The 25,745-nt window shown below is 46.3% G+C and carries 20 protein-coding genes; 11 read left to right on the forward strand and 9 right to left on the reverse strand.

All coding sequences use genetic code 11. From position 1 onward, the window contains the following. Nucleotides 1-57: 57 nt before the first annotated feature. Nucleotides 58-2,892, reverse strand: coding sequence for a prolyl oligopeptidase family serine peptidase (locus RA178_RS15595; RefSeq protein WP_306682666.1), 2,835 nt, complete (start codon nt 2,890-2,892; stop codon nt 58-60). A 254-nt stretch (nt 2,893-3,146) separates the two neighbouring features. Between RA178_RS15595 and RA178_RS15600 the strand changes: the two genes are divergently transcribed. Continuing rightward, complete coding sequence (locus tag RA178_RS15600) at nt 3,147-4,154, forward strand: isocitrate dehydrogenase (RefSeq protein ID WP_113941031.1); 1,008 nt, start codon at nt 3,147-3,149, stop codon at nt 4,152-4,154. A 220-nt stretch (nt 4,155-4,374) separates the two neighbouring features. Here RA178_RS15600 and rlmM read toward each other — a convergent pair whose 3' ends face one another. The 4 genes from rlmM to RA178_RS15620 all read right to left on the reverse strand — a co-directional run bounded on the left by rlmM (nt 4,375) and on the right by RA178_RS15620 (nt 7,625). Continuing rightward, nucleotides 4,375-5,460 carry a 23S rRNA (cytidine(2498)-2'-O)-methyltransferase RlmM gene (rlmM, locus tag RA178_RS15605; RefSeq protein WP_011846285.1) on the reverse strand — a complete coding sequence of 362 codons (1,086 nt, stop codon included), beginning with the start codon at nt 5,458-5,460 and terminating at the stop codon, nt 4,375-4,377. Nucleotides 5,461-5,637: 177 nt separating this feature from the next. Then, nucleotides 5,638-6,030, reverse strand: coding sequence for a DUF423 domain-containing protein (locus RA178_RS15610; RefSeq protein ID WP_011918954.1), 393 nt, complete (start codon nt 6,028-6,030; stop codon nt 5,638-5,640). A gap of 28 nt (nt 6,031-6,058) precedes the next feature. Then, the gene (locus tag RA178_RS15615) at nt 6,059-6,733 is read right to left on the reverse strand and encodes an alpha/beta family hydrolase (protein WP_306682672.1); all 675 of its coding nucleotides are present in this window, start codon (nt 6,731-6,733) and stop codon (nt 6,059-6,061) included. Continuing rightward, nucleotides 6,714-7,625 carry a transcriptional regulator GcvA gene (locus tag RA178_RS15620; RefSeq protein ID WP_105249769.1) on the reverse strand — a complete coding sequence of 304 codons (912 nt, stop codon included), beginning with the start codon at nt 7,623-7,625 and terminating at the stop codon, nt 6,714-6,716. Before RA178_RS15620 ends, RA178_RS15615 begins: the two co-directional genes overlap by 20 nt. A gap of 227 nt (nt 7,626-7,852) precedes the next feature. On the opposite strand from RA178_RS15620, the gene RA178_RS15625 reads away from it, so the two are divergent. Beyond that, on the forward strand, nt 7,853-8,089 hold the full coding sequence (locus RA178_RS15625) for a hypothetical protein (protein WP_306682675.1): 237 nt from the start codon (nt 7,853-7,855) through the stop codon (nt 8,087-8,089). A 135-nt stretch (nt 8,090-8,224) separates the two neighbouring features. On the opposite strand, the gene thiI is transcribed toward RA178_RS15625, so the two are convergent. The 3 genes from thiI to pomA all read right to left on the reverse strand — a co-directional run bounded on the left by thiI (nt 8,225) and on the right by pomA (nt 11,827). After that, nucleotides 8,225-9,679: a tRNA uracil 4-sulfurtransferase ThiI gene (gene thiI / locus RA178_RS15630; protein ID WP_028760687.1), complete on the reverse strand. Its 1,455-nt coding sequence runs from the start codon at nt 9,677-9,679 to the stop codon at nt 8,225-8,227. 450 nt (nt 9,680-10,129) lie between these two features. Then, nucleotides 10,130-11,056, reverse strand: coding sequence for a flagellar motor protein MotB (locus RA178_RS15635; protein WP_113941028.1), 927 nt, complete (start codon nt 11,054-11,056; stop codon nt 10,130-10,132). A gap of 3 nt (nt 11,057-11,059) precedes the next feature. Beyond that, entirely contained in the window at nt 11,060-11,827 is a 768-nt protein-coding gene (gene pomA / locus RA178_RS15640; RefSeq protein WP_173497062.1) for a flagellar motor protein PomA, read from the reverse strand. Between the two features lie 314 nt (nt 11,828-12,141). On the opposite strand from pomA, the gene xseB reads away from it, so the two are divergent. From xseB to dxs, 3 genes are read left to right on the forward strand one after another with little or no spacing between them, the layout of a single operon-like run. Then, entirely contained in the window at nt 12,142-12,381 is a 240-nt protein-coding gene (gene xseB, locus RA178_RS15645) for an exodeoxyribonuclease VII small subunit (protein WP_306682677.1), read from the forward strand. A gap of 2 nt (nt 12,382-12,383) precedes the next feature. Beyond that, nucleotides 12,384-13,265 carry a (2E,6E)-farnesyl diphosphate synthase gene (ispA, locus tag RA178_RS15650; protein WP_306682679.1) on the forward strand — a complete coding sequence of 294 codons (882 nt, stop codon included), beginning with the start codon at nt 12,384-12,386 and terminating at the stop codon, nt 13,263-13,265. A 21-nt stretch (nt 13,266-13,286) separates the two neighbouring features. Next, nucleotides 13,287-15,155 carry a 1-deoxy-D-xylulose-5-phosphate synthase gene (gene dxs / locus RA178_RS15655; RefSeq protein ID WP_263265553.1) on the forward strand — a complete coding sequence of 623 codons (1,869 nt, stop codon included), beginning with the start codon at nt 13,287-13,289 and terminating at the stop codon, nt 15,153-15,155. 126 nt (nt 15,156-15,281) lie between these two features. On the opposite strand, the gene grpE is transcribed toward dxs, so the two are convergent. After that, entirely contained in the window at nt 15,282-15,902 is a 621-nt protein-coding gene (gene grpE, locus RA178_RS15660) for a nucleotide exchange factor GrpE (protein ID WP_028760692.1), read from the reverse strand. A gap of 100 nt (nt 15,903-16,002) precedes the next feature. Here grpE and nadK point away from each other — a divergent pair, with 100 nt between their 5' ends. From nadK to RA178_RS15690, 6 genes are all read left to right on the forward strand, one after another. Further along, nucleotides 16,003-16,881: an NAD(+) kinase gene (gene nadK / locus RA178_RS15665; RefSeq protein WP_081729057.1), complete on the forward strand. Its 879-nt coding sequence runs from the start codon at nt 16,003-16,005 to the stop codon at nt 16,879-16,881. 1,016 nt (nt 16,882-17,897) lie between these two features. Then, on the forward strand, nt 17,898-19,541 hold the full coding sequence (locus RA178_RS15670; RefSeq protein WP_049821741.1) for an L-lactate permease: 1,644 nt from the start codon (nt 17,898-17,900) through the stop codon (nt 19,539-19,541). A gap of 77 nt (nt 19,542-19,618) precedes the next feature. Beyond that, nucleotides 19,619-22,423, forward strand: a complete 2,805-nt coding sequence (locus RA178_RS15675; RefSeq protein WP_306682682.1) for an FAD-binding and (Fe-S)-binding domain-containing protein — start codon at nt 19,619-19,621, stop codon at nt 22,421-22,423. 311 nt (nt 22,424-22,734) lie between these two features. Next, a complete protein-coding gene (locus RA178_RS15680; RefSeq protein WP_006085148.1) occupies nt 22,735-23,478 on the forward strand; it encodes a (Fe-S)-binding protein in 744 nt (247 codons plus the stop codon). 10 nt (nt 23,479-23,488) lie between these two features. Continuing rightward, nucleotides 23,489-24,883, forward strand: a complete 1,395-nt coding sequence (locus tag RA178_RS15685; RefSeq protein ID WP_113941021.1) for a lactate utilization protein B — start codon at nt 23,489-23,491, stop codon at nt 24,881-24,883. Between the two features lies 1 nt (nt 24,884). Beyond that, complete coding sequence (locus RA178_RS15690; protein ID WP_168823311.1) at nt 24,885-25,454, forward strand: LutC/YkgG family protein; 570 nt, start codon at nt 24,885-24,887, stop codon at nt 25,452-25,454. Nucleotides 25,455-25,745: the final 291 nt, after the last annotated feature.

A 25,745-nucleotide genomic window follows, 5' to 3' on the forward strand; every position in this document is an offset into this window, starting at 1 on the left:
GTTTTTATTTTGACAATCAACGAATTGGCTCAATTGTAAAACAACTAAGCCAATTGCCTATTCATCATCGGCCTTATACTCGACATAGGCTTCACCTTTGCTGAGCCATTCTGGCGCAGGTTTTCCCTTCAGATAATGGTCGAAATATTGCATCATGCGAATGCTGTAATCGAGCTTGTTCGGGTACTTTTTCAAGTGATGCGGCTCATCCTCGTATTGCAAGAACACCACCTCTTTACCCGCACGGCGCATGGCTAAGTACATTTCAACACCTTGTTCCCAAGGCACTGCATCATCCTTATCACCAAACATGATCATCAAAGGCGTTTGAATACGGTCAGCATAAAATACTGGCGAGTTTTCAATGTACTTTTGTGGCGCGGCAAACAAACTTGTGCCAATACGACTCTGTCCGGTTTCATATTGGAACTGACGCGCAATGCCTGTACCGTGGCGAATACCGCTATAGGCACTGGTCATGTTCGATACTGGAGCACCTGCAACCGCCGCCTTAAACATCTTAGTTTGAGTAATGGCAAACGCCGTTTGATAGCCACTCCAAGAATGACCTTGCAAACCAATAGCATCGGGATCGGCAATGCCTATCTCAATCAGCTTTTGCACGCCAGACGTGAGCGCTTGTACTGAACTCGCCCCTGGGTAACCAATTTCAAAGCGAATGTCCGGTAGGAACACCGCATAGCCATTATTGATGTACCAAGCAAAGTTAGGTCTGTGGTTAATGTTCATCTGCGGGAAGGCATGCAGTCTATCCGTCATAAAGCGATAGTAATAAACCAGTACAGGATAGCGCTTGCCCGCTTGATAATTCGTCGGCTTGATCAGCACGCCATCTAACGGTTTACCATCGCCATTTGTCCAGTGAACTAACTCGGATTGGCTCCAGTTAAAGGCTTGACGCTGCTTATCTAAATCGGTTTGCTTAACTGCATTTTGCGGCGCGCTATAGTTAGCCGTATATAAGTCAGGGAATAAGTCAAAACGCTCCTTAGAAAACACGATAGTATCGGCATCTTTACTGCGGCCTAACACGGTCAGCTTATACTCACCTTGCATCAACGTCTTCACGCCAGCTTCGCCCAAGGTGGCTTGATAAAAACCATCGGCCTTGGTTTTATCACTATAACCGTGGAGTAACACAGTGGCGTTATAGGCAAGCTCTGCTGGCTCATCGGGATTATCGACTAAGCCCTCAAGGCGATATTGAATTTTCTGAGTACGCCCTTTACCTGCGGTTAAGGCAAAACCCGCCTTAGATTCGGTATTAAACTGCCAAACATCGTATTTGTCGTAAACCAAGAAACCCGCATCATTTTTAAGCCAAGGACCAAAACCATATCCTGGAGCGCTGGATGGATAATCGTGGTCTTCATCGGCAAAACTGACCTTTAGGGATTTTGTGAGATTAGTACGACGATCCTGAGCAATATCATATAGATACACATTACCTTGCTGATAATAAGCCACATACTTGCCATTTCCCGACAGCGTAGGCTCGGCATCACTCGGCTGTTGTGTCAAAAATGGCACTTTACTGCCAGTATTAATATCGACCAGATAATAATCTTGGTAGAACCCTGCCCAAGTTGCCATCTTGCGATAGGGCAAATCTGAACTGGCCAACATAAAACGTTTATGTTGTGAAATCGTCACATCTGGAACAGTTTTATCGCCAAGCTGCACCACGTTATTTGAGCCTAAATGCAATACCGCAAGGTAAGTGCGTTTTTGCTCATCCTCATATTGCTTGATTTCATTAGGCTTAATACGAGGATCATCCCCATGCCACACCTTAAGCCCACGCTGTCCGGTGACAATATTTGTATCAAACAGGTCTTTTTCTTCGGTGATCTTCTGCAAACTGAGCTGCTGACTCACCTCAGGTACGCGGCCAAAAAACAACCGTTCGCTATCCAATGAGAAGCTTAAGCTAGTGTAGCGATTGAGTTTCCACTCGGGTGATTCGGGGGGGTTACTGATTTTGCTCGACTGCAAATCGACCAGCGATAACTGATAGCTGCGGCCATAAGGTAACTCGCTGTCTTTGCCCTGCGTAAATGCAAGCCAACGACCATTTTTAGCCAGCGCTAACGCACCAATCTGTTGGCTAGGCGAATCAAAGGCAACGGTTTTTTTGTGAGTGTTTAAATCGACTAACTGCAATTGATGTTGCTTATTGGTGATATCGTTCACTGCCAGCGCGAGTCTACGGCTTGCCTTATCAAAAACATAGCCAGTAACCTGCTCGACATCAATTCGCTTTGTTTGGTCTTCTAAACTGATCAACGTAAAACGTCGACCTTGGTCAAACTTATCGACCTTTGGCTTATCAATATTCGCAGGGCTTTGTGTGCCTGCTTCAGCGAGTTTTTCGGTAGTTTTAGGCCCAGCATCTTTTTTGGACTCTTCATCAGCCTCAAACCAAATCGCCAGATGCTTACCGTCATCACTGAACACAAATTCCTTCACACGCTCGAAGCGAGTTTGCGTGCCAGTTTGAGTATCGAGCAACACCATGTCGGACTTGAGTTTTTTCTTCGCCTTGGCATCACTCGTTTCACGCGTGAGCAAACTCGGTTTAACCACCACAGCTACATAACGACCATCGTGGTTCACCAAGGGAGCTGACCCCCCCGCGATTTGATAGCTTTGCTGCGACAGGACATTTTTCACAATGACGTGACTATCCCCACGATCGGGCGCAGACTCGACCGCGATGACTTGCCCCTTATCTGAGATAACCGGCTTTTCAAGGGATTCAAAATGCATAATGTCTGTTAGGGTGAGCGGTTTAGTGCTGGTTTCAGCCTGCACTGCTGGCAATATTCCGAGGGATAACAAAACCAGAGATGTGATAGGGATTAACTTCAATGTCTTCCTCTTTTATATATTTGTTAGACTAAAGTAGACTTTTTTAACCATTGGCTCTCCATCATGGTGAGAACCCAGTATTTTTACAAGTTATACCACATAAAAAATCGTGATATTGCTCACTATTTCCTGTGAAGTTTGACCAAAGATGGTTAAAATAATAGGCAGAAAAAATACCAAATTCATAGTCCTGCTATCCAGTTAGCACTGGTGCAGACAATTGCAGTAACGACGAACCGTGGAAGGACTTCTCCATGTCAAAAAGAACGATAACCGTAATTCCAGGTGATGGAATTGGCCCAAGTATTATTGATTCAGCCTTAAAAATTCTTGATAAAGCGGGCTGTGATTTTGAATATGAATTTGCCGATGCCGGCCTGACTGCACTTGAAAAGCAAGGCGAGTTACTGCCAGCACGCACTTTAGAACTCATTGAAAAAAACCGTATCACGCTGAAAGGGCCGCTGACGACTCCCGTTGGTGAAGGCTTTACTTCTATCAACGTAACCTTGCGTAAGAAATTCGGTCTGTATGCTAACGTACGCCCAGTACTGTCTTTCAAAGGTACCCAAGCCCGTTACGAAAATATCGATATCATCACGGTACGTGAAAACACCGAAGGCATGTATTCTGGCCATGGTCAAAAAGTGTCTGAAGATGGTTTAACAGCAGAAGCGACCAGTATCGTGACTCGCCAAGGTGCCGAGCAAATCGCCACTTTCGCCTATGAACTGGCCCGTAAAGAAAACCGTAAGAAAGTCACTATCGTGCACAAAGCTAACATTATGAAGTCAACGTCAGGCCTGTTCCTGAAAGTGGCCCGTGAAGTGAGCCTACGTTACCCAGACATCAAGACAGAAGAAATGATCGTCGATGCAACGTGCATGAAGTTAGTGATGAACCCAGAAAACTTCGATGTGATCGTGACGACTAACCTATTCGGTGACATTTTATCGGACCTGTGTGCAGGTTTAGTGGGTGGTTTAGGTATGGCACCGGGCGCAAACATTGGCCGTGATGCTGCGATTTTCGAAGCCGTTCACGGTAGTGCGCCTGATATCGCTGGCAAAAACCTCGCAAACCCAACCTCAGTGATTTTAGCGTCTATCCAAATGCTGGAATACTTAGGTATGGCTGACAAAGCTGAGCAAATCCGTAAAGCGGTATCTGCAGTAATCGAAGAAGGCGACCGTACGACTCGCGATTTAGGCGGCACTCACGGCACGACTGACTTCACGCAAGCTGTGCTTGAGCGTCTGTGATCTCAATGCTAAGCGCGTTTAAGACGAGTCTATAATGCGCTTGTTCATGCAAAAGTTTAAAAGAAGCAAGCGTTTGAAACTCGAATGAGTAAACACAAAAAAGCCCCAAAGTTTCCTTTGGGGCTTTTTGTTATCTAGCTTTTAAACCTGCGTGGCTTTATACCCGCGTGACAATTACCATTCTAGCGACAACAAGATCACCGCAGGGTTAGCACTGGAATTAATTCCACGCGGTATTAGGGCGTAGCCATAAATGCACAGTCACTTCATCACGGTCGTGATAAAGATGCTTACACTGCACTTTAAAATCGGTCACACCATTCTCTTTAAGAATCGTCTGCATTGTCTCAAGAATGGCTGTCACTTCTTTATAGCGGCTCTTCATCGGTAATTTAAGGTTAAAAATCGCTTCCTTAAACCAACCGTTAATCGCCCAAGCTTCAATCAGTTCGGCAACACGCGCTGGTTTCTCAACCATGTCGCACACCAGCCAATAGATATTTTTACGTTGCGGTTCGAAACGGAAACCGTCTTCACGGTAATGTTTCACTTGGCCCGTTTCCATCAGTTTTTCATCCATAGGGCCATTATCAACTGCCGATACAAACATGCCGCGACGCACCAGTTGATAAGTCCAGCCACCTGGGCAGGCGCCCAAATCCACGGAGTTCATGCCACTGCGAATACGCTCTTCTTGCTCTTCCTTAGGCACGAATTGGCCAAAGGCTTCGTCGAGTTTCAGACTAGAGCGACTCGGTGCATCCGCCGCCATTTTAAGGCGTGGAATGCCCATAAAATGTGGCGAACTGTTATTACTGTAGGAATAACCCACATAGGCACGGCCGGGTCCAATAAAACACACGTGGATAATCGGACGTTTGGGATTTTCCTGCGCAAGCAAACTACCCGATTTTTTCAAATGCTGGCGTAAAGGCACAGTGAACTTACGGCAAAAAGCCGAGAGCTCTTTCGCTTCGTTAGTGTCAGGTGTTTCAACCCGCACTTCACCCGCTTTGCTGACGTCACTGAGCGCCGCAACGATTGGGCTTATTCTGTCATTTTCAGGCAAGTCGACTAACAAGTCGCTAGCAGCAAACATCTGGCGAGCGAAAATGAGCGAATCTAAAGGTAATTGTTTGACTAACGTATCGGCAGCGTCGTCTTCAAAACATTGGTATACAACATAAGCGTCGTTATTGTTGGCCTTAACAAAGCCACCCACATTGAGCTCACCGGCTCGCTGTTGGATTTCTGCAGCGCATTCTTTTTCAAAGCCTGCGCGGCAAAATAAAAATAGGTTTTTCATGGGGATCCCTGAGAAATCCAAGCCAAAGCATTGGCTGACTATCGATTTGGGCGCCAGTATACCAATTTCAATCCACAAATGCCCTATTTGCCTACTGCTGAACCTTGAATTGCGATTAGAGAAATAAAAAAGGCTTAGGTGCGCCCTAAGCCTGTTAACTCACATAAGCATCAGCGATTAAGACTCATGGCCGTCGATAACTTTGTGACGCCATACCGCGGCGGCAAATAATAACCACCCCAATAAGAAACAACCACCACCCATAGGCGTAATAGGACCTAACCACTTAGTCCCAAACAAGGCCAGTCCATATAGTGAGCCCGAAAATAGTACTATGCCTGCGACAAAGAGATATGCCGACCAGTCCAGTAAACGCGAGGTTAACCATTGGCCCGAGAAGGCAACCATGATGAGGGCAAAGGTATGGTAGAAATGATATTGCACACCTAAGTTAAAGACTTCAATTAAGTTTGGTGGCGCGACCGCTTTTAAACCATGGGCACCAAAAGCCCCTAAGGCGACGGCTAAGAATCCGCTCACGGCGGCGAGTAACAATAAACCTTTACGCATTTAACGCTCCTGCTGGAATGGGATTAACTCATTCAACATTTATTCGCTCAACATCAAGCTCACGAATAAAATCACTTGATAAATCAATAGCACGTGCAAGGTTAGCGGCTTCACTGGTGCCTGACGACTTTCTTGGGACAAAACTATGATCGCCGTCGGTTATCCAAGCCAATCCTATCTCAGCTTTCAAGGGCCAGCTTGGGATCTGCGCTTTGCCACCAAACTTATCCCGCTCACCCTGTACGACTAATACTGGGACTTGGCATTCATTCAAAGGTTCCAATCTAGGCTCGCCGCCTTTGAGTGGCACAAAAGGATAACCTAAACAAATCACCCTATCTATGCGCGCCGCTAATGCAGGATCGCAGGCTAATAGGGCCGCCATACGACCGCCCATGGATTTCCCCATTAACACCACACGTTCAACTTGTGGTTGTGAGTGGGCGATATCGAGCATCTGTGTAAAACACGCGAGCAATTTAGGCGCACGGTCCGGTGGACGCCGTTTACCATCGACTGCATTCGCCTGCATATAAGGAAAATTAAAGCGCATCACTCGGAAGCCATGAGCAACGAATCCCGCCGACATGGCCTGCATAAAATCAGAATCCATGTTAGCACCCGCACCGTGGGCCAATAAAATCAAAGTATTAACAGGCTCCCCTTCTAATACATAACTCGGCTTATCCAGGCAACAACTCACTGCGAGACTCCTCGGCAAACATGTCTAACATCCATTCACGAAACGCCACCACTTTACCCAGCTCAGCATGGTTTTGCTGGCAAACTAAGTAGTAAGCATCTTTACTGACTAAGACTTCTTGGAATGGACACACAAGCCGCCCAGCTTTGATATCGGGGCGTGCCAGCACGCTGTAACCCAGAGCAACCCCTTGACCGTGGGCCGCCGCCTGCAATACCAAAGACGAATGACTGAAAATAGGTCCTTGATTCACATTAATATCGGTAATGCCACATTGCCTAAACCACGCCTGCCAATCGTGACGATTCATATCATGTAATAGCGTGTGATACTTTAAATCGCTCGGTTTTGAAAGTGGTTTAGGACCGTTGAGCAACATGGGCGAACACACGGGAATAAGCACTTCGTTTCTGAGCTTATCTGCACGTAGCCCAGGCCAATTACCTAAGCCATAATAAATAGCCACATCCACATCATCGGTTAATGAACTCGCTTCGGTATCAACGGCCTTTATTCGCACATCGATATCGGGATTTTTCTCACTGAATTTAGCCAAGCGTGGCACTAGCCATTGAATCGCAAAACTGGGTGACATACTGACCGTCAGCGAACCAATAGCACTGCGGGCGAGTAATCTGTCGGTAGCATCGGCAAGCTGAATAAAGATATCTTTGATGTCGAGAAAATAGCTCTGCCCTTCTTCGGTTAATAGCAAAGAACGGTTCTTTCGACGAAATAATTTTAATCCGAGGAAATCTTCTAATGCCTTTATTTGATGGCTCACCGCAGCCTGCGTAACAAACAATTCTTCCGCTGCCCGCGTAAAGCTCAAATGCCGCGCGGCTGCCTCAAAAGCTTTAACCGCATTAAGCGGTGGTAATCTTCTCGACATAGTGATCTCAGTCTCGTTTTTTAATTAGTTTTTCTAATCCGTATTGTTACATTTAATCGTTTGTAAAGGCCAGCGTTTTTGGTTAAATTTTGCGCCAATGAAACAGCTTATCAACGAAACACCAATAGCGATGAAACATCCATAGCTATGAAATACCTAAGTTAGACAATCTCAAAGTTGATGATGGGAATGTCTGACAGCGTTAATTTGTCAGCCCGGAGGCGACTATGTTCAATTTAAAATCGGCATTTGCGTTAATATTAGTCTCAGCACTCAGCTTCAATGCCAGTGCAAATGTACTCGTTGACAAAATCGTCATCGACACAAGTGACTTGCAAGCCAATATCACTGCAGATTTAACCGCTGCAATGAATAAAATGCACCAAGAAGTGCTACAAGAAGCCACTCTGTTGATTGCCACAGACGATGTCACGTCTCATCAGCAAGTCGTTAAAGCCGAATAACCTAAACGACACTGAAACTCAGGTCACGATCAGTAAGAGCAAAGAAAAAGCCGCATTAATATGCGGCTTTTTTGTACTTGAATAGCAAATCAATCCCACTGACGATATACGGCAATGGGCAAGTTTTCGCCCGACTTATGGACGATACACTTTCACGTTCGTGTAGCCTTGCTCGATTAAATACAATGCCTGCAATTTACTCATCACCCCACGCTCACAATAGAGCAAATAAGTCTTTTGCTTATCGAGATCGGCAAACTGAGTCGCTAACTTGAAGAATGGGATGCGCTTTATCTCAATACCTTCAATTTGCAGCGGTTTGCTTTCCTCTTCTTCAGGGGCACGAATATCAATGACCACTTGGTTAGTATCGATACTAGCAACCGTTTCTGTCTCAGTAATCCGAGTATCCATTTGTTCTGCGATCTCCCTGATATCGATAGTGACAGATTGGGCGATGATCTGATCGATCAAATCCTCAGAGAACTTTTTCTCTTCCGCTTCAACCTTAGCTAATACCGCTTTTACCGTCGGCTTTTGCGAAATGACGCCGCAATATTCAGGCATTGATTTAGCAAAATCTTCGGTGCCGATTTTACGGCTCTCGTTGATAATGTCTTGCTTATCCATGGCGATTAAGGGACGTAGAATCAATAACTCAGTACAACGGTCGATGACGTTTAAGTTGGTCAGGGTCTGGCTAGACACTTGGCCTAAACTTTCACCGGTAACTAAGGCTTGAATGCCCATACGCTCGGCGATACGCGCCGCGGTACGCATCATCATGCGTTTCAATACAACGCCCATTTGTCCGTTATCGATACGCTCTAAAATCTCAGCAACCACAGGCTCAAAAGGCACGGAGATAAACTTCACTTTGTGGGATTCACCGTAGGTTTTCCACAAATGGTAAGCCACTTGTTTAACACCAATTTCGTGCTGTGCGCCGCCCAGATTGAAGAAACAGTAGTGGGTACGAGCGCCTTTTTTGATAAATTGATAGCTAGAGACGCCAGAGTCAAAACCACCCGAAATCAAGGACAATACATCTTCCTGTGTTGCCATCGGAAAACCGCCTAGACCTTCAATACGCTTAGTCACCATATAAAGATTATCACGCTCAATCTCTAAATTAACGGTAATGTCCGGATTCTTTAAACGCACGCCCAGCGCATCAGTAAACTGGTTTAAGCCACCACCGACATAACGCTCAACTTCAATAGAATTAAAATCATGATCGCCAGTACGCTTTACTCGCACGCAGAAGGTTTTACCCGCGAGTTGGTCACGGTAAACAGGCAAGACTTGCTGATAAATATCATCAACAGATTCAAAGCTGTACTCATCCACTTGCACTACGTGTGCAATGCCAGGAATACACGCCAGACGCTCACCGAAAGCTTGGGCCAATTCAGGCTTATCCTTTGGTACCATCACCATAATGCGGTCCCATTGACGCTGCACTTTTGCATCTTCGTCAACTTTTTTAAGCACATTACGGATGTTAGTTTCGAGCATTTTGGTGAAGCGCATGCGTACAGGCTTGCTCTTCATCATGATTTCTGGATACAGCTTTACAATAAACTTCATGGGATTTCCGCGGGCAATTTTAAAACAGCAAAATTGGTTAAAAGAATAATCGGGGGATTATATACCCAAGCAACCTAAAAAGGCGAGTTTCAGCGCACATAGCCAACAGCGACACAGGCCACATTTATGGCGTATTCATTGCGTATTAATGACTCAATCACGGCAGCTAATTAGGCTGAAATAATGTCACTAAAGCCTATTCGAATGGTGTGAATTGCCCTGCTTAAAATAAGTGATTTGAGATGAATTATTAACAATAAGTCGTTGAGGGATGGTCAAGGAAACTTAGGGATTACACACTCAATGTGATTAACGTAAAGCCCAAATGGATTTAAATAAACCACAGTGATTTGATGCATAACACGTTAACTAAAAGGGAAAAGTCCACATTAGCTCAATAAAAAAGCCGCAAGATTATTGCGGCTTTAGATTGGGAGAGTATCTAAACACTTAAGGCGAATTACCGATCTGAATTTCTTCAGACTCCTTAGCTTTACCTTGCTCAATAGCAATTTCAACCCTGCGGTTACGGGCACGATTTTCCGGAGAATCGTTAGGCACAATCGGATTGTTAGACGCCATACCAACCACTTTCATTCGATTAGAATCAAAGCCGCTGACCTGTACTAACTCATGGGCCACTGCCACGGCACGTTTGCTGGATAAATCCCAATTAGAACTATAGAGCTCATCGCTTATTTGCATATCATCCGTGTAACCTGACACTGTGATGACACCTGGCACATCTTTTAACAATTCGCCAACTGAGCGCACCACAGGTTTAAATCGAGGCTGCAGGAAACCTGAGCCAGAAGCAAATGACCCCTTCTCACGTATACGAATAATAATCTGCTGACCTAATGACTCAATTTCAATCGCTCCATCGGTGATCTCTTTATTGAGCTCCTGCGCCATCTTCTTCACTTGCTGATTGATCTTTTCTTGCGCCGCTGCCGCTTCCGCTTTAACCGCATCGGCCACTTCTTGCGCCGTTGCACTCGCTTCGCCACCCCGCTGAGAACCATTTTGCTGCTGCACACCGCCCGCACTATCGTCTTCACCCGCTTGGAAATCCAATACAGGTTCCGTCATTTCATTCGTTTGCTGGTTAATGATTTCAATCGGAGTCGGATCGGGGCGACCTGGTCTAAATTCTAAGGCAATGACAGAAGTCCCTTTCGGGATATCTTTAACTTCCACCTTATTTTGCACACCAAAGGCATACTTCATTGAGCCCGCGATCTGCTTAAACTTCATCACGTCCATTTCAGAAAATGACAATAACAATACGAAGAAACACATTAACAGCGACATCAAGTCGGCAAATGTTGCCAACCAGAGCGGTGCTCCGGGCGGTGGACAATTGCACTTAGCCATGGGCTACTCTCCGTCCGTTGTATCGATTTTACGATTTTTTTCAGCAAGATAGTTTTTCAAAAAGCCTTCAATCACCCGCGGGTTTTGTCCATCTTGAATCGCCAATACCGCATCCATAATAAGGTTACGATTGAGCATTTCCTCCCCCATTCTAAGCGTTAGCTTATCCGCGATAGGAAGACAAACCATGTTAGCGACCATAGCGCCGTATAATGTGGTTAACAACGCAACCGCCATCGAAGGACCAATAGATTTAGGATCCGCCATATTTGATAGCATGGCCACGAGACCAACGAGTGTACCTATCATCCCCATCGCTGGCCCAACATCGCCAAAGGCTCTAAATATGCCAATCCCCGTACGATGACGTTCTTCCGTTAGAGCGATATCCTTCTCTAGAGCTGCACGCACTACTTCACCATCATGACCATCGACCAACATATCGACAGCCTTTTGCATAAAAGTATTGCTAATTTGCGCCTCTTCTAATGCCAAAAAACCCCCTTTACGGGCAGCATCCGCCATAGTCACTGACTGTTCAATCAAGTCTTCTGGTTTATCAATCTTAAATACAAAAGCTTTCAAAGCAATTTTAACGGCGCTTAAAAACTGTTTAAGAGTGAACTTCATCATTACCACGAAGAAGGACCCACCGAACACAATCAGGATCGAGGGCACATCAACGAAAATCATCAAGCCGCCACTGGTCACCATAGCGCCGAGAATAAAACCAAAGGCTCCCACAATTCCGATTATTGTTGCTAAATCCACAACGGCTCCTCAATTTTCGTAATAAACGACATAATACTTACTCTGGGTAAGCAAGAACACTCAGTTATTCTACCGAATAAGATAATCCCACCGACACACATACGAGCCTTGTTTATCCAGTTAAAAATTACCATACAAATGATGATACTATTGTCAGTTATCGGACACACACTAAGCAAGTTTAGCGACAATTTATATTTTCTGGAAAAATTTCAGTAACAAAGCGTGCTATTGAGCAAATATCTTTAGTCTGAATTTGACCCTTACGCCGCCCTGATATACCTTGTGTCCGCTAAATCAAAGGAAACCTGAACGTGGCGAAGAAACCCGAAAATCTTAGTTTTGAAGAATCCCTTGGCGAACTTGAACGCATCGTTGCCTATCTAGAACAAGGCGATATCTCCCTCGATGACGCGTTAAAACAATTTGAACGTGGCATTAATCTCGTTCGAAATAGCCAAGCAAAACTCGAACAAGCCCAACAAAAAGTGGCCATTTTACTGAAACAAGACGAAAATGCGCCCCTATCCCCCTATGCCGTTGAGGGCGAATAAGCGTGTTAGTCAGTACCATTCAAGAATATCAACAACGAGTTGATGATCAATTAAAACAGCGTTTTAGTACGCTTGAAGATACAGCTCCCCAATTAAAAGCCGCTATGACTTACGGTGCCTTATTGGGAGGGAAGCGCATTCGACCGTTCCTCGTATACAGTGTAGGACGCATGTTTGGGGTCGAACTCGAAAAGTTAGATGCTTGCGCCGCAGCCATTGAATGTATCCATGCTTATTCATTAATCCACGACGATTTACCCGCCATGGACGATGACGAGCTCCGCCGTGGCCAGCCGACCGTGCATATTGCCTTTGATGAAGCGACGGCCATTTTAGCGGGGGATGCTCTGCAAACCTTAGCCTTTGAAATTGTCACCGAAGCCGTAGCAGGGGTCAGCAGCGAACAACATATTGCTATGGTAAGAGTATTAGCCAAAGCCTCAGGTTATCGTGGTATGTGTGGAGGCCAAGCGATAGACTTAGCCTCGACCGATAAACATATTGATCTTAAAGCATTAACTCAGCTACATAATATGAAAACCGGCGCCCTTATCAGCTGCGCCGTTGAGTTAGCTTTGATCGCCGCAAACGCGCCAAAAGATCAGTATGCTGCTATGATGGATTTTGCTCGTGCGGTCGGACTCGCCTTCCAAGTACAAGACGATATCCTTGACATCGTAGCCACCACCGAAGAGCTAGGTAAACCGCAAGGCTCTGATACTGAATCGAATAAGAGTACGTTTCCACAACTACTTGGACTACAAGGTGCACAAGACACCGCCAAACAACTGATCCAAGAGGCACTATCAGCGCTGGCTAAATTGCCATACAATAGCCAGTTAATTGCAGACTTCGCCCGCTATATCATTGAGCGAAGAATATAATAAGAGTCGAAGTATCTCGCTATGAGTTTGGACATTTCTCAGTTTCCCGTGTTGGCGCAGGCCAACACCCCCAATGAGCTCCGCCAGCTTCCTCAGGCACTTTTACCACAAGTAGCCGATGAACTGCGCGAGTTCCTTCTTAAGTCTGTTGGCATGTCCAGCGGACATTTTGCCTCTGGGCTCGGCACAGTAGAACTCACTGTGGCACTGCACTATGTCTACAATACCCCCTTTGATCGACTGATCTGGGACGTAGGCCATCAAGCCTACCCCCATAAAATTCTCACGGGTCGACGTGACAAGATGCACACCATTCGGCAAAAAGATGGCTTACATCCTTTCCCATGGCGTGAAGAAAGTGAATACGACACTTTCAGTGTTGGCCATTCTGGCACGTCGATTAGCGCCGCGCTGGCGATGGCGATAGCTGCAGAAAAAGAGCAAGCAGGTCGTAAAGTGGTCGCTGTCATCGGCGATGGCGCTATGACCGGCGGCATGGTGTTTGAAGCAATGAACCACGCAGGCGACTTGCACAATGACATGCTAGTGGTACTGAACGACAACGAAATGTCGATTTCAGAAAATGTCGGCGCCCTCAACAATCATTTAGCACAACTGATGTCAGGCCGTTTCTACACCACACTGCGCGAAGGCGGCAAAAAAGTGTTGAAAGGTATGCCAGTCATCAAAGAAATGGCCAAGCGCACTGAGGAACACCTCAAAGGTATGGTCGTTCCTGGCACTCTATTTGAAGAGTTAGGTTTCAACTACATAGGTCCTATCGATGGCCATGATGTAGACGCTCTGGTTGAGACCATGCGCAATATGCGTAATCTGAAAGGTCCACAGGTGCTGCACATCATGACCAAAAAAGGTCGTGGTTATGAACCTGCTGAAAAAGATCCTATCGGTTGGCATGCTGTGCCTAAGTTTGACCCATCACTCTTTAAAAAGCCGGCCACCAAACCCGGTTTACCGACTTTTTCTCAAGTCTTCGGTAAATGGTTGTGCGACATTGCCGAACAAGATGAGAAAGTGTTAGCGATTACTCCTGCGATGCGTGAGGGTTCTGGCATGGTGGAGTTTTCCCAGCGCTTCCCGAAACAATATTTCGATGCAGCGATTGCCGAGCAGCATGCAGTCACCTTAGCGGCGGGTTTTGCCTGCGAAGGTTTCAAGCCTGTAGTCGCGATTTACTCGACTTTCCTGCAACGCGCCTATGATCAGCTTATTCACGATGTCGCACTACAACAATTGCCCGTGTTATTTGCCATTGACCGTGGCGGTATCGTCGGTGCCGATGGTCCAACCCACCAAGGTGCATTCGATTTAAGCTTTATGCGTTGTATCCCTAATATGGTGATCATGGCGCCGTCCGATGAAAATGAATGTCGTCAAATGCTCTACACTGGCTATTGCTATGATGCGGGCCCAAGTGCGGTGCGTTACCCAAGAGGTAGTGCCACGGGAGCGATGCAAGTCGAGTCCATGATTGCGTTGCCAATTGGTAAAGGTGTCATTAAGCGCATCGGTAAGCGTATTGCCATACTTAACTTTGGTACCTTGCTCGCATCGGCATTAACCGCTGCCGAAAGCTTAGATGCGACGGTTGTCGATATGCGCTTTGTGAAACCACTTGATGTTGATCTGGTAAAAGAAATGGCACTAACCCATGAAGTGTTAGTCACTGTGGAGGAAAATGCCATTATAGGCGGTGCGGGTGCCGGAGTGCTTGAACAGCTTCAAAAGCTAAAAATGCCTAAAGCCGTACTCCAAATTGGTTTACCAGACGAGTTCATTAAACATGGCTCGCCAGAGGAAGTCATCCACGATTTGCAACTGGATGCCGAAGGCATACTGGCGCAAATCAATGCTTATCTAGCGCAATAGGCTGAACTTGCTTATCTCGTTAAGACGCTAAATGTTATCAATAAAAAATTCCGCCCATAAAAAAGGACTGCAATTGCAGTCCTTTTTTGTTGCTGTCTTTTATAACAGCGGCTGATCCAATAAAGCTTAAGCTTCGATATCTATCGTTGCACTTTCTTGGTTAGGGCCACCCTGTGACACCATCACCATCGCAGGGCGCAGCAAGCGACTGTTCAGCTCATAACCCTTTTGCATCACCAACATCACAGTGTTCGCAGGGAACTCGGCGCTTGGCTGCATGCCAATCGCTTGATGTTGATCAGGGTTAAATGACTGACCTTGTGGATCAATTTGCTTAACACCAAATTTTGCCACCGCGGTGAGTAAACTTTTTTGAGTTAACTCAACACCTTGATAAATCGCTTTCGTCGCTTCATCTTCTGGGTTTGTCCCCATTAGCGCGCGCTCCATGTTATCAAGCACAGGCAAAAGCTCATTGGCGAACTTTTCCAAGGCAAACTTGTTCGCCTTTTCCACATCCATTGCGGCACGACGACGAATGTTATCGACCTCGGCTGCGGCGCGGATGACTGAATCCTTCTGCTCTTCAACTTTCGCCAAAGCTTCAGCGAGTAACTGTTCCAGCTCTTCAATACGGAAATTGGCCTGGGTAAGCTCATCGATCAGACTTGCTTCTGCGGTAGATACTTCAGACTCTACACCCTCTTGGATCAGATCCTGTTCTGCTTTAATCGATTCGTTGCTCATTTTCACTCCAGCTAAAAATGCTTTGTTTCTGAAATACTCTGGGCATATTATGGGGATCAATTTTGACGTTTCAAGGCCTAAGGCCAGATCTAGCATAAATATGACCACAAAGTTTCATACTATCGGCCTTATCGGCAAACCTCACCACCAAGGGACCAACCAAACCTTAAAGCGTCTGCATTATTGGCTGACAATGCAGGGCTTTGAAGTCTTAGTGGAAGAGCGTGTTGCTACCGAATTAGGACCCAATATCATAGCGGTCGATTTACTAGAAATTGGCGCGCGTTGCGACTTAGCCATAGTCGTCGGTGGTGACGGTAACATGCTCGGCGCGGCAAGGGTATTAGCCCGCTTTGATTTAGGCGTGATTGGGGTTAACCGCGGCAATTTAGGCTTTTTAACCGATCTGCCGCCCGATGCCTTCGAAGAGGCGCTCGCCAAGGTACTCGATGGAGAGTTCGATACCGAGCATAGATTCTTACTCGAAGCCGAAGTCTATCGCCACGGTATGCTCAAGGCGAGCAACACCGCCGTCAACGAAGCCGTACTCCATCCGGGTAAAATTGCCCACATGATTGAGTTTGAGGTCTATATTGACGATCAGTTCATGTACAGCCAACGTGCCGACGGCATGATAGTGTCAACGCCTACCGGTTCAACGGCCTACGCCCTCTCCGCTGGCGGCGCTATTCTGACGCCTAATTTACAGGCCCTAATCTTAGTACCTATGTTCCCGCACACTTTGTCGTGCCGCCCAATTGTTGTCGATGCGTGCAGCACCATAAAAATGGTTGTGTCACCTGAAAATGGCGAAAACCTCGAAGTCAGCTGTGATGGCCACGTGCATTTAGCCGTGTTACCCGGCGATGAAATCATAGTGCGCCGCAGCTCTGAACGTTTACGGCTTATTCATCCTAAAGGACACAACTATTTCCACGTTCTGCGGACCAAATTAGGCTGGGGCAGCAAATTGTTTTAAGTCTGTATCTTTGGGCTAAATCACCAATAAAAGAGACATATCACGTCTGTTTTTTATTTTGTAAATTTAACCTAATAGATTGCCATTAAAGCCTTATCTTTTCCCCTGCACAGTCTTTGGTGAACTTTTTAGCACCACACACAAACGGCTGATATTCGCATTAATGACGTTTAAGCATTAATGACACTAACCAGTTTGATAAAAGTTCAAACAGTATTTTTTAGTTTTGTTACTTAAAATTTCTGCTTCAATTTCACCCTGTTCTCTCAATTTCCTCTCTTAACCCATTAGAAGCGGTCACTTTTTATTTCAACTTTTCTGTTGTTATCTCAATATACTTGAATATTTTGGCTGGCAGTTTGCTCAAATAAACTGAAATTAAATTAAACAATGGTTATTAAATTTCATATTAAAGTAAAATTCATTAAGTGATATCCATCACAATAAAATCCCACCATTTTAAAAGGTGCTCTAGATCACTATAAAAAAACATTCCAGAATGGACATATTAGGCAAACATTACAATAGCTTGATGAAAATAGAAGTAAATGAGTTAATCCAGCCACAACAATCTATGCGACCTTAATCACACCTTAAAAATGACTGAAAAAACCAATAACAGACTATTAATGAAATAAATGGATCAGTTAATTGCAATAATGACGATGAATATGAGTGATAGCTCTACTTTTAATAACCAGAAAAACAACAAATTTAATTTAATATAACCAAAGTAGATATACACCCAACAGTCTAAGTGATCATTGTCACATATAAGAAAATCCCCCGAGAGAAGCACCCCGCAGCACTGTAAATTAGCATTTCATATAACAGCCAAGATGATCTAGATCATATTAGTCAAGCTCACAATAGCGTCTAGTACACAACACAGAATGTCGAGACCGTAAGTACTTGCAGTATTAACTGCTGATTTATTGGTCTGGGAAGTCGACATGAAGGCAGATGAAAAATCCTAATATCAATAATAAGACAGACCACTTTATGAAGAGGCAAGCATGACAATACTTCAACTCCTCGCTAGCTTGACGCCAGTGCTCAGTGTAATGCTATTTCTAGTGTTACTCAGAATGCCTGCATCTAAGGCTATGCCTATCTCCATGATAATCACAGCGCTCGCCGCCGTGTTTATTTGGCAAATGGATACCACATTACTGGCGGCATCGGTCCTCGAAGGACTGCTCTCAGCCATCACACCGTTAACCATCATTTTTGGTGCCGTATTCCTACTCAATACCCTGAAATACTCAGGTGCCATGGACACTATCCGTGCTGGGTTTACTAACATCAGTGCCGATGCCCGTGTACAAGTCATCATCATCTGTTGGTTATTCGGTGCCTTTATTGAAGGTAGTGCTGGTTTTGGTACTCCCGCAGCCATTGGCGCACCACTACTGGTATTGCTTGGTGTACCACCCGTTGCCGCAGCTGTCGTGGCTTTAATTGCTGACTCGGCCTGTGTATCCTTCGGTGCGATTGGTCTACCCGTACTTTTTGGGATGGAACAGGGTCTGATCCAAGGTGGCGTGAGCATGGCGGCGGAGCAATTTGCTGCCCATGGTGGTAACTATGCTGGTTATGCTCGATATATCGTCATGCATATGATCACTATCGACTTAATCACAGGTTCATTAATTCCTCTCGTAATGGTGACCATGCTAACTGGATTCTTTGGTCGCAATAAATCCTTTAAGGAAGGCTTAGCAATTTGGAAATTTGCGATTTTCTCAGGTCTTGCCTTTACCGTCCCCGCGTGGATCATCAACTACCTTGCAGGCCCAGAATTCCCTTCGGTTATCGGTTCATTGATCGGTATGGCCTTAGTGATCCCGGTTGCGCGTAAAGGCTACTTACTGCCTAAAACGCCATGGAATGATTTCGCAGAGAATGACAGTCAAGAAAGCGGAAAAGTCGAAACAACGGCTAAGTTTTCCCAAATTGCCGCTTGGACACCTTACATCATCATGGCTGCGCTTTTGGTACTGTCGCGTACAGTGGCACCGTTAAAAGCATGGTTATCAAGCTTTAACATCAGCTGGACAGGCCTAATGGGCACTGAGCTTAAAGCCAGCTTCGCAACCTTATATGCACCAGGTGCCTTCTTTGTTGCCGTGTGTATTCTAGGTTTCTTCCTGTTCAAAATGAAAAGCCCTGCGATTCAGCAAACGGTCGGTGTTTCATGTAAGTCCATGTTGCCAACCATTATTTCATTAGGCGCATCAGTGCCTATGGTAAAAATCTTCTTAAACTCAGGCGCGAATGGTGCAGGCCTTGCTTCAATGCCTGTCGCTTTAGCGGATATGTTGGCAGGTTCCATGGGCGCAGTGTGGGCTTGGATGGCACCTATCGTGGGGATTTTTGGTGCCTTCTTATCCGGTTCCGCCACGTTCTCAAACATGATGTTCTCCAGCCTTCAATACAGCGTGGCCGACAATATTGGCATGAACCACACACTGGTATTGGCACTACAAGGTATCGGTGCAAACGCCGGTAACATGATGTGCGTAATGAACGTGGTTGCCGCTGCAACGGTAGTGGGTATGGCAGGTAGAGAATCAGAAATTATCCGTAAAACAATGCCTGTTGCCATTGGTTATGCCTTACTGGCGGGCACAATAGCTACCCTGTGGGGTGGATTCTAAGCCGTTTTATTTTATTGAATGCCCGAAGTCACTCCCAGTGACTTCGGCTTTAATCTATTAATAAAGAGAGTGATGCTATGTCGATTAACTATAAACTGGTCATCGATGATCTAAGAACGCAATTAGGTGATCATCCCGTGACGGATGATCCCGTTCGCCGTTTTGCCTGGTCCACCGATGCAAGCTACTTCAGGATAGTCCCAGAAGTGGTTGTCCATGCAGAAACCCTAGAACAGGTAAAGCTCACATTAGCCGTTGCCCGTAAGCATGATGCACCCGTCACGTTTAGGGCCGCTGGAACCAGTTTATCTGGCCAAGCTATCGGTGAAGGTATTTTGTTGATCCTAGGCCATGATGGTTTTAGAAAGATTGAAGTCAGTAGCGATGCCAAACAGATCACCTTAGGTGCGGCTGTCATTGGTTCCGACGCTAACGCCGTACTCGCGCCGCTTAACCGCAAAATTGGTCCCGATCCCGCCACCATAGGCTCCGCCAAAATTGGTGGTATTGTGGCAAACAATGCTTCGGGAATGTGCTGTGGTACTGCGCAAAACAGTTACCAAACTATCGCTTCCGCGAAACTTCTTTTTGCAGATGGTACTGAACTCGATACAGGCTGTGAAAAATCAAAAGCTGCCTTTGTTAAATCCCATGGAAAAATACTGGATGCGCTGACAGAACTGTCGTACATGACTCGTCATAACACAGTGTTAGCGGACAGAATTCGTAAAAAGTATTCCATTAAAAATACCACCGGCTACGGCATCAATTCGTTACTCGATTTTACCGACCCATTTGACATCATCAACCACTTAATGGTGGGGATGGAAGGCACCTTAGCTTTTATTAATGAAGTCACTTATCACACAGTAAATGAAGCTAAATTTAAAGCCTCTGCTATGGCCGTATTCCATAATATGGAAGATGCCGCACGAGCAATACCACTGATAAACGGTGAAAGCGTTTCTGCTGCTGAACTCCTTGATTGGCCATCAATCAAAGCAGTAACTGGCAAGCCTGGCATGCCAGATTGGTTATCAGAATTGCCGGCCCTATCCGCTATTCTACTGATAGAATCCCGTGCTGATGACGACAAAACCTTAGAAAATTATACTCAAGATGTCACCGCGAAACTCGCCGGTTTTGACTTTATCCGCCCAATGGAATTTAGTACTAATCCAGCGGTTTATGACAAATACTGGGCAATGCGCAAAGGCTTGTTCCCGATTGTAGGTGGTGAGCGTCCAAAGGGAACCTCAGTTATCATCGAAGACGTGGCCTTTGAACTAGAGCACCTTGCTGCTGCGGCGCACGATATCACTGAGCTTTTCCATAAACATGGTTACCCTGAAGGCTGTATTTATGGCCATGCTCTTGCGGGGAACTTCCACTTTATCATTACCCCCACCTTCTCGACTCAAGCCGATATCGATCGTTTCCATGCCTTTATGGATGATATTGCCGACATGGTGATTAACAAGTACGACGGTTCAATGAAAGCCGAGCATGGTACTGGCCGTGCTGTCGCGCCGTTCGTCGAAAAAGAATGGGGACAAGATGCTTACACTTTGATGAAGAGCATCAAACAAGTATTTGATCCACAGGGTATTCTAAACCCAGGCGTTATTCTTAACGACGATAGCAATGTCCACGTTAAAAACATCAAGCCCTGCCCTGTGGTCGACGATTTTGTTGATAAGTGTATCGAATGTGGTTTCTGCGAAAAAACCTGCCCTACCTCTGCCCTTAACTTTTCGCCGCGCCAACGTATTGCGACTCTGCGTGAAATCGAACGTTTAGAACAATCCGGTGATAAAGCCGCCGCAGCAGAAATGCGCGCCGCCGCTAAATACGATGTAGTTGATACCTGTGCCGCCTGCCAGCTTTGTACTATTGCTTGCCCAGTGGATAACAGCATGGGGCAACTGGTGCGTAAACTGCGCACGCCGTACATCAGCACTACAGAACAAAAGGTCTTAGATTTCCAAGCCAAACACTTTGGTGCAGTTAACCAAGTCATCAGTTCAGGTTTTGACATGCTTGGCGTGATCCACAAGATCACTGGCGATAGCATTACCAGTGCCCTAATGAAAACCGGCCGTTTGATTTCAAAAGAAGTGCCTTATTGGAACCCTGATTTCCCGAAAGGCGGTAAATTACCAAAACCATCACCCGCTAAAGTTGGCCAAGAAACAGTAGTTTACTTCCCAGCCTGTGGCGGTAGAACCTTTGGTCCGACGCCAAAAGATCCCGATAACCGCACTTTGCCAGAGGTGGTTGTCACGCTGCTGGAACGTGCTGGCTATAACGTCATCACGCCAGAAAAAACCCGCGATTTATGTTGCGGCCAGATGTGGGAATCTAAGGGCGACTTTAAAAACGCCGATGCCAAACGCCAAGAACTTATCGATGCAGTAAGCAAGATGACCAATGGTGGCAAGCTGCCAGTGATCGTCGATGCCTTGTCTTGCACCTACCGCACTTTGTCAGGTAATCCAAAAGTACAAATTATCGACTTAGTTGAGTTTATGCACGACAAGCTACTGACTAAGCTCAACATCAGCAAAAAAGTCAATGTGGCACTGCACTTAGGTTGTAGCGCACGCAAGATGAAACTTGAACCTAAGATGCAAGCAATCGCCGATGCCTGCTCTGCACAAGTGCTCAAACCTGCGGGAATTGACTGCTGCGGTTACGCGGGTGAAAAAGGCTTGTATAAGCCTGAAATCAACGCCAGCGCACTGCGTAATATTAAAAAGCTCATTCCTGTCGAGATTAAGGAAGGCTATTACGCCAACCGTATGTGCGAAGTCGGTTTGACCCAACACAGCGGCATTTCCTACCGCCACTTAGCTTATCTGCTCGAAGAGTGCAGCCGCTAATCTGGTATGACAGTAGTAAACAAACGGGGCTATTTTTAGCCCCGTTTATTTATATAAGCGAACTATTCTCATTTATTTGTCATTAAGTATTTTTTGAGAATTTCAAACCTGAATAAATACATTTTAAAACCAATGTAATCATCAAGTTAAAACATTCTCATTTTTGAAAAAATCTACAAGCTCATTTACTAAATTAGGGCTACTTATTCCGCTAAGATAGGCCTATATTTGATCAACTACCTTAGCATTAGTGTGGATATTGGGTCACACTGCAAGGCAATGTCGTTCACTAACAAGAAAGAGAAAACACAATGAAAATCGCCCTTTTCATCCCGTGTCTAGTCAATCAAATGATGCCAGAGGTCGCGATTGCCACCTTGGAATTATTAGAGAAACTCGGGCACCAAGTGATTCTACCCGCGGGTCAAACATGCTGTGGCCAGCCGATGACAAACTCGGGTTGCTTCGATGCAGCACGCAGTACCACCCTTAAATTGCTCAACGCCTTTAAAGGAGTGGAATGCGACGCTATTGTTTGCCCTGCCGCCTCTTGTTTAGTGGCCGCCAAAGAAAACTTCCACGAGTTTGATAGCAGCCCAGAAGCACAAGCTGTGATCAACAAACTCTATGAACTCACAGAGTTTTTACACGATATCGCGCCGATCCCAGCCTTTACCAAGCCCTTCGCGCACAAGGTAAGCCTGCAACTGAGTTGCCATGGCATTCGCATGTTAAGCCTTGCCACCCCAAGTGAGCAAATGGGGCCAAGATTCAACAAAGTCGAAGCTGTATTGGCCAATATTGCAGGCATAGACATAGTGTATCCAGACCGCCGCGACGAATGCTGCGGCTTTGGTGGCACCTTCGCCGTCGATGAAGGCGCAGTGTCAGCCAAAATGGGCAAAGACAAGGCCCAAGCCCACGCCGCAACGGGTGCTGAGTATGTGGTGGGTTTTGATCCCTCATGCCTGTTGCACCTCGATGGCATGATCCGCAGACAGCAATTGCCGATTGAAATTCGCCACATAGCGCAAGTGCTAAACGCCGCGCTCTAGGAGACTCACCATGGCTTACAATCATAATCACGGAGCTAATGGCTCCCAAGTCCATGCCCATAAAGCCGATATTTTTTGCCGCGACGAAACCCGTGTCGACTGGCATTCAAAAGCGCTATGGATGCTCAGAGAAAAACGCGACCGCGCCGCGGGTAGCATCCCAGAATGGGAACAACTGCGTCAGTTAGGCTCAGAAATTAAGCTCCACACGCTAACCCATCTTGCTCAATATCTTGAAACCTTTGAACAAAACTGTATCGCCAACGGCATACAAGTCCATTGGGCGAAAGATGGCGCAGAGCACAATCGTATCGTGCATGACATTTTATCCCGCCATAAAGTCAAAAAGTTGGTGAAGTCTAAGTCTATGCTGACCGAGGAATGTCACCTCAATCCGTACTTAGAACAACGTGGCATTGAGGTCATAGATACCGACTTAGGTGAGCGGATTATTCAGCTCGCCAAAATGCCACCATCACACATAGTCGTGCCCGCTATCCATATGAAAAAGGAAGAAGTCGGCGAACTCTTCCATGAGAAACTCGGCACTAAAGCAGGGGCAGCCGATCCCTTGTATTTAACCCGCGCCGCCCGTGCCCACCTGCGTGAACAGTTCCTTAGCGCCGATGCCGCGATGACAGGCGTGAACATGGCGATTGCCGATAAAGGCGCCGTGGTGGTCTGCACGAACGAAGGCAACGCCGACATGGGTGCTAACCTGCCTAAGTTGCAGTTGCATTCAATGGGCATCGACAAAGTGGTGCCCGATATCGATAGCGCAGCCGTCTTGCTACGCACACTGGCACGCAACGCCACAGGCCAACCTGTCACGACTTATAGCGCCTTTTACCGTGGCCCACAGCCCGAAGGTGAGATGCACATTATTATCGTCGACAATGGCCGCACTGAGATGCTCAAGGATAAAATCCTCGCAGAATCATTGAAGTGTATTCGTTGTGGTGGTTGCCTCAATACCTGTCCTGTGTATCGTCGCTCCGGCGGTTACAGCTACAACTACACCATTCCTGGCCCAATTGGTATCGCAGTGGGCGCTAAGATTGATGACACGAACTCGATTGCCTGGGCCTGTACCTTGTGTGGCAGCTGTACCTATATCTGCCCAACTAAGGTGCCGCTCGATAAGATTATTTTCCACCACAGACGCCTTAAGGCTGAAGCCGGAAAACTCCCCTATGGCAAAAACAGTTACATGCCATTAGTGGGTAAATTTATGGCAAGCGAAACCATGCTGAACTGCTCTATGAGTGTGGCGAGAACTGCGCTGCGCATTCTACCGGGTAGTCTATTAAAACCCTTTAGCGGTGCATGGGGTAAATACCGTGAACTGCCCGTTGCCCCGAACTCCAGCTTTGAAGCTTGGTTTAAGAAACACAGGAGCCTATAAGATGTCTAGTAAACTTGAAATTCTCAATGCGCTCAAACTGTCGGCCTTAACAAATCATCCTATGCCAAGCATAGAAGTGGCGCCAAGGCTCGAAAATCTCGTCGGCCAGTTCGAGACCAACCTCAATACTGTCGCGGGTACGCTGCATAAAGAAGGTGGCATCAAAGCCCTGCAAGCCAAAGTCGATGAACTTATCGCCCAAGGGTTACAGGTCATCTCCCTTGTAGAGGGGGTCACGGCAAACCGTGAAATGCCACCCACAGCCCACGAGCTCAAAAACATAGATTATGCAGTGATCCCAGGTGACATTGGCGTTGCCGAAAACGGTGCCATTTGGGTTAACAATAAGAATCTAGGCCACAGAGTGACACCTTTTATCTGTGAAAACCTGATCTTAGCCCTGCCAACGAATAAGATTGTGCCGACCCTACATCAGGCAGCTAAAGAAATCACGTTAGCCTCAGGTGAGTTCGGGGTGTTTATCGCGGGTCCATCAAAAACCGCCGATATCGAACAAGCCCTCGTCGTCGGCGCCCACGGCGCCTGCAGCTTGAACGTGTATTTGCTCTAATGCCTCGAGATTTAATGTAACCAAGAAAATTCAAGGGTTATGGAATAATCGAAACACAAAAGCCGCCTTCATTAGCGGCTTTCTTATTGAGACTTCGCTGAATGATATTTGAGTTGTAGGCTGATAAACCACTAACACAGCTTACCAATTAACGTTTATTGACTAACAGTTTACAGGCTTGCCATGGCATTCACTCGCCGACTCGGTGAATAGAAACCTAGGGCCTCTAAGCTTATGAACGAGAGCCATGGCCGTTCTCATGCATCCCTGCATTGCACGACATTCAGGCGT

It is taken from the genome of Shewanella oncorhynchi (assembly GCF_030848765.1).
GTDB classification, from domain to species: Bacteria; Pseudomonadota; Gammaproteobacteria; order Enterobacterales; family Shewanellaceae; genus Shewanella; species Shewanella oncorhynchi.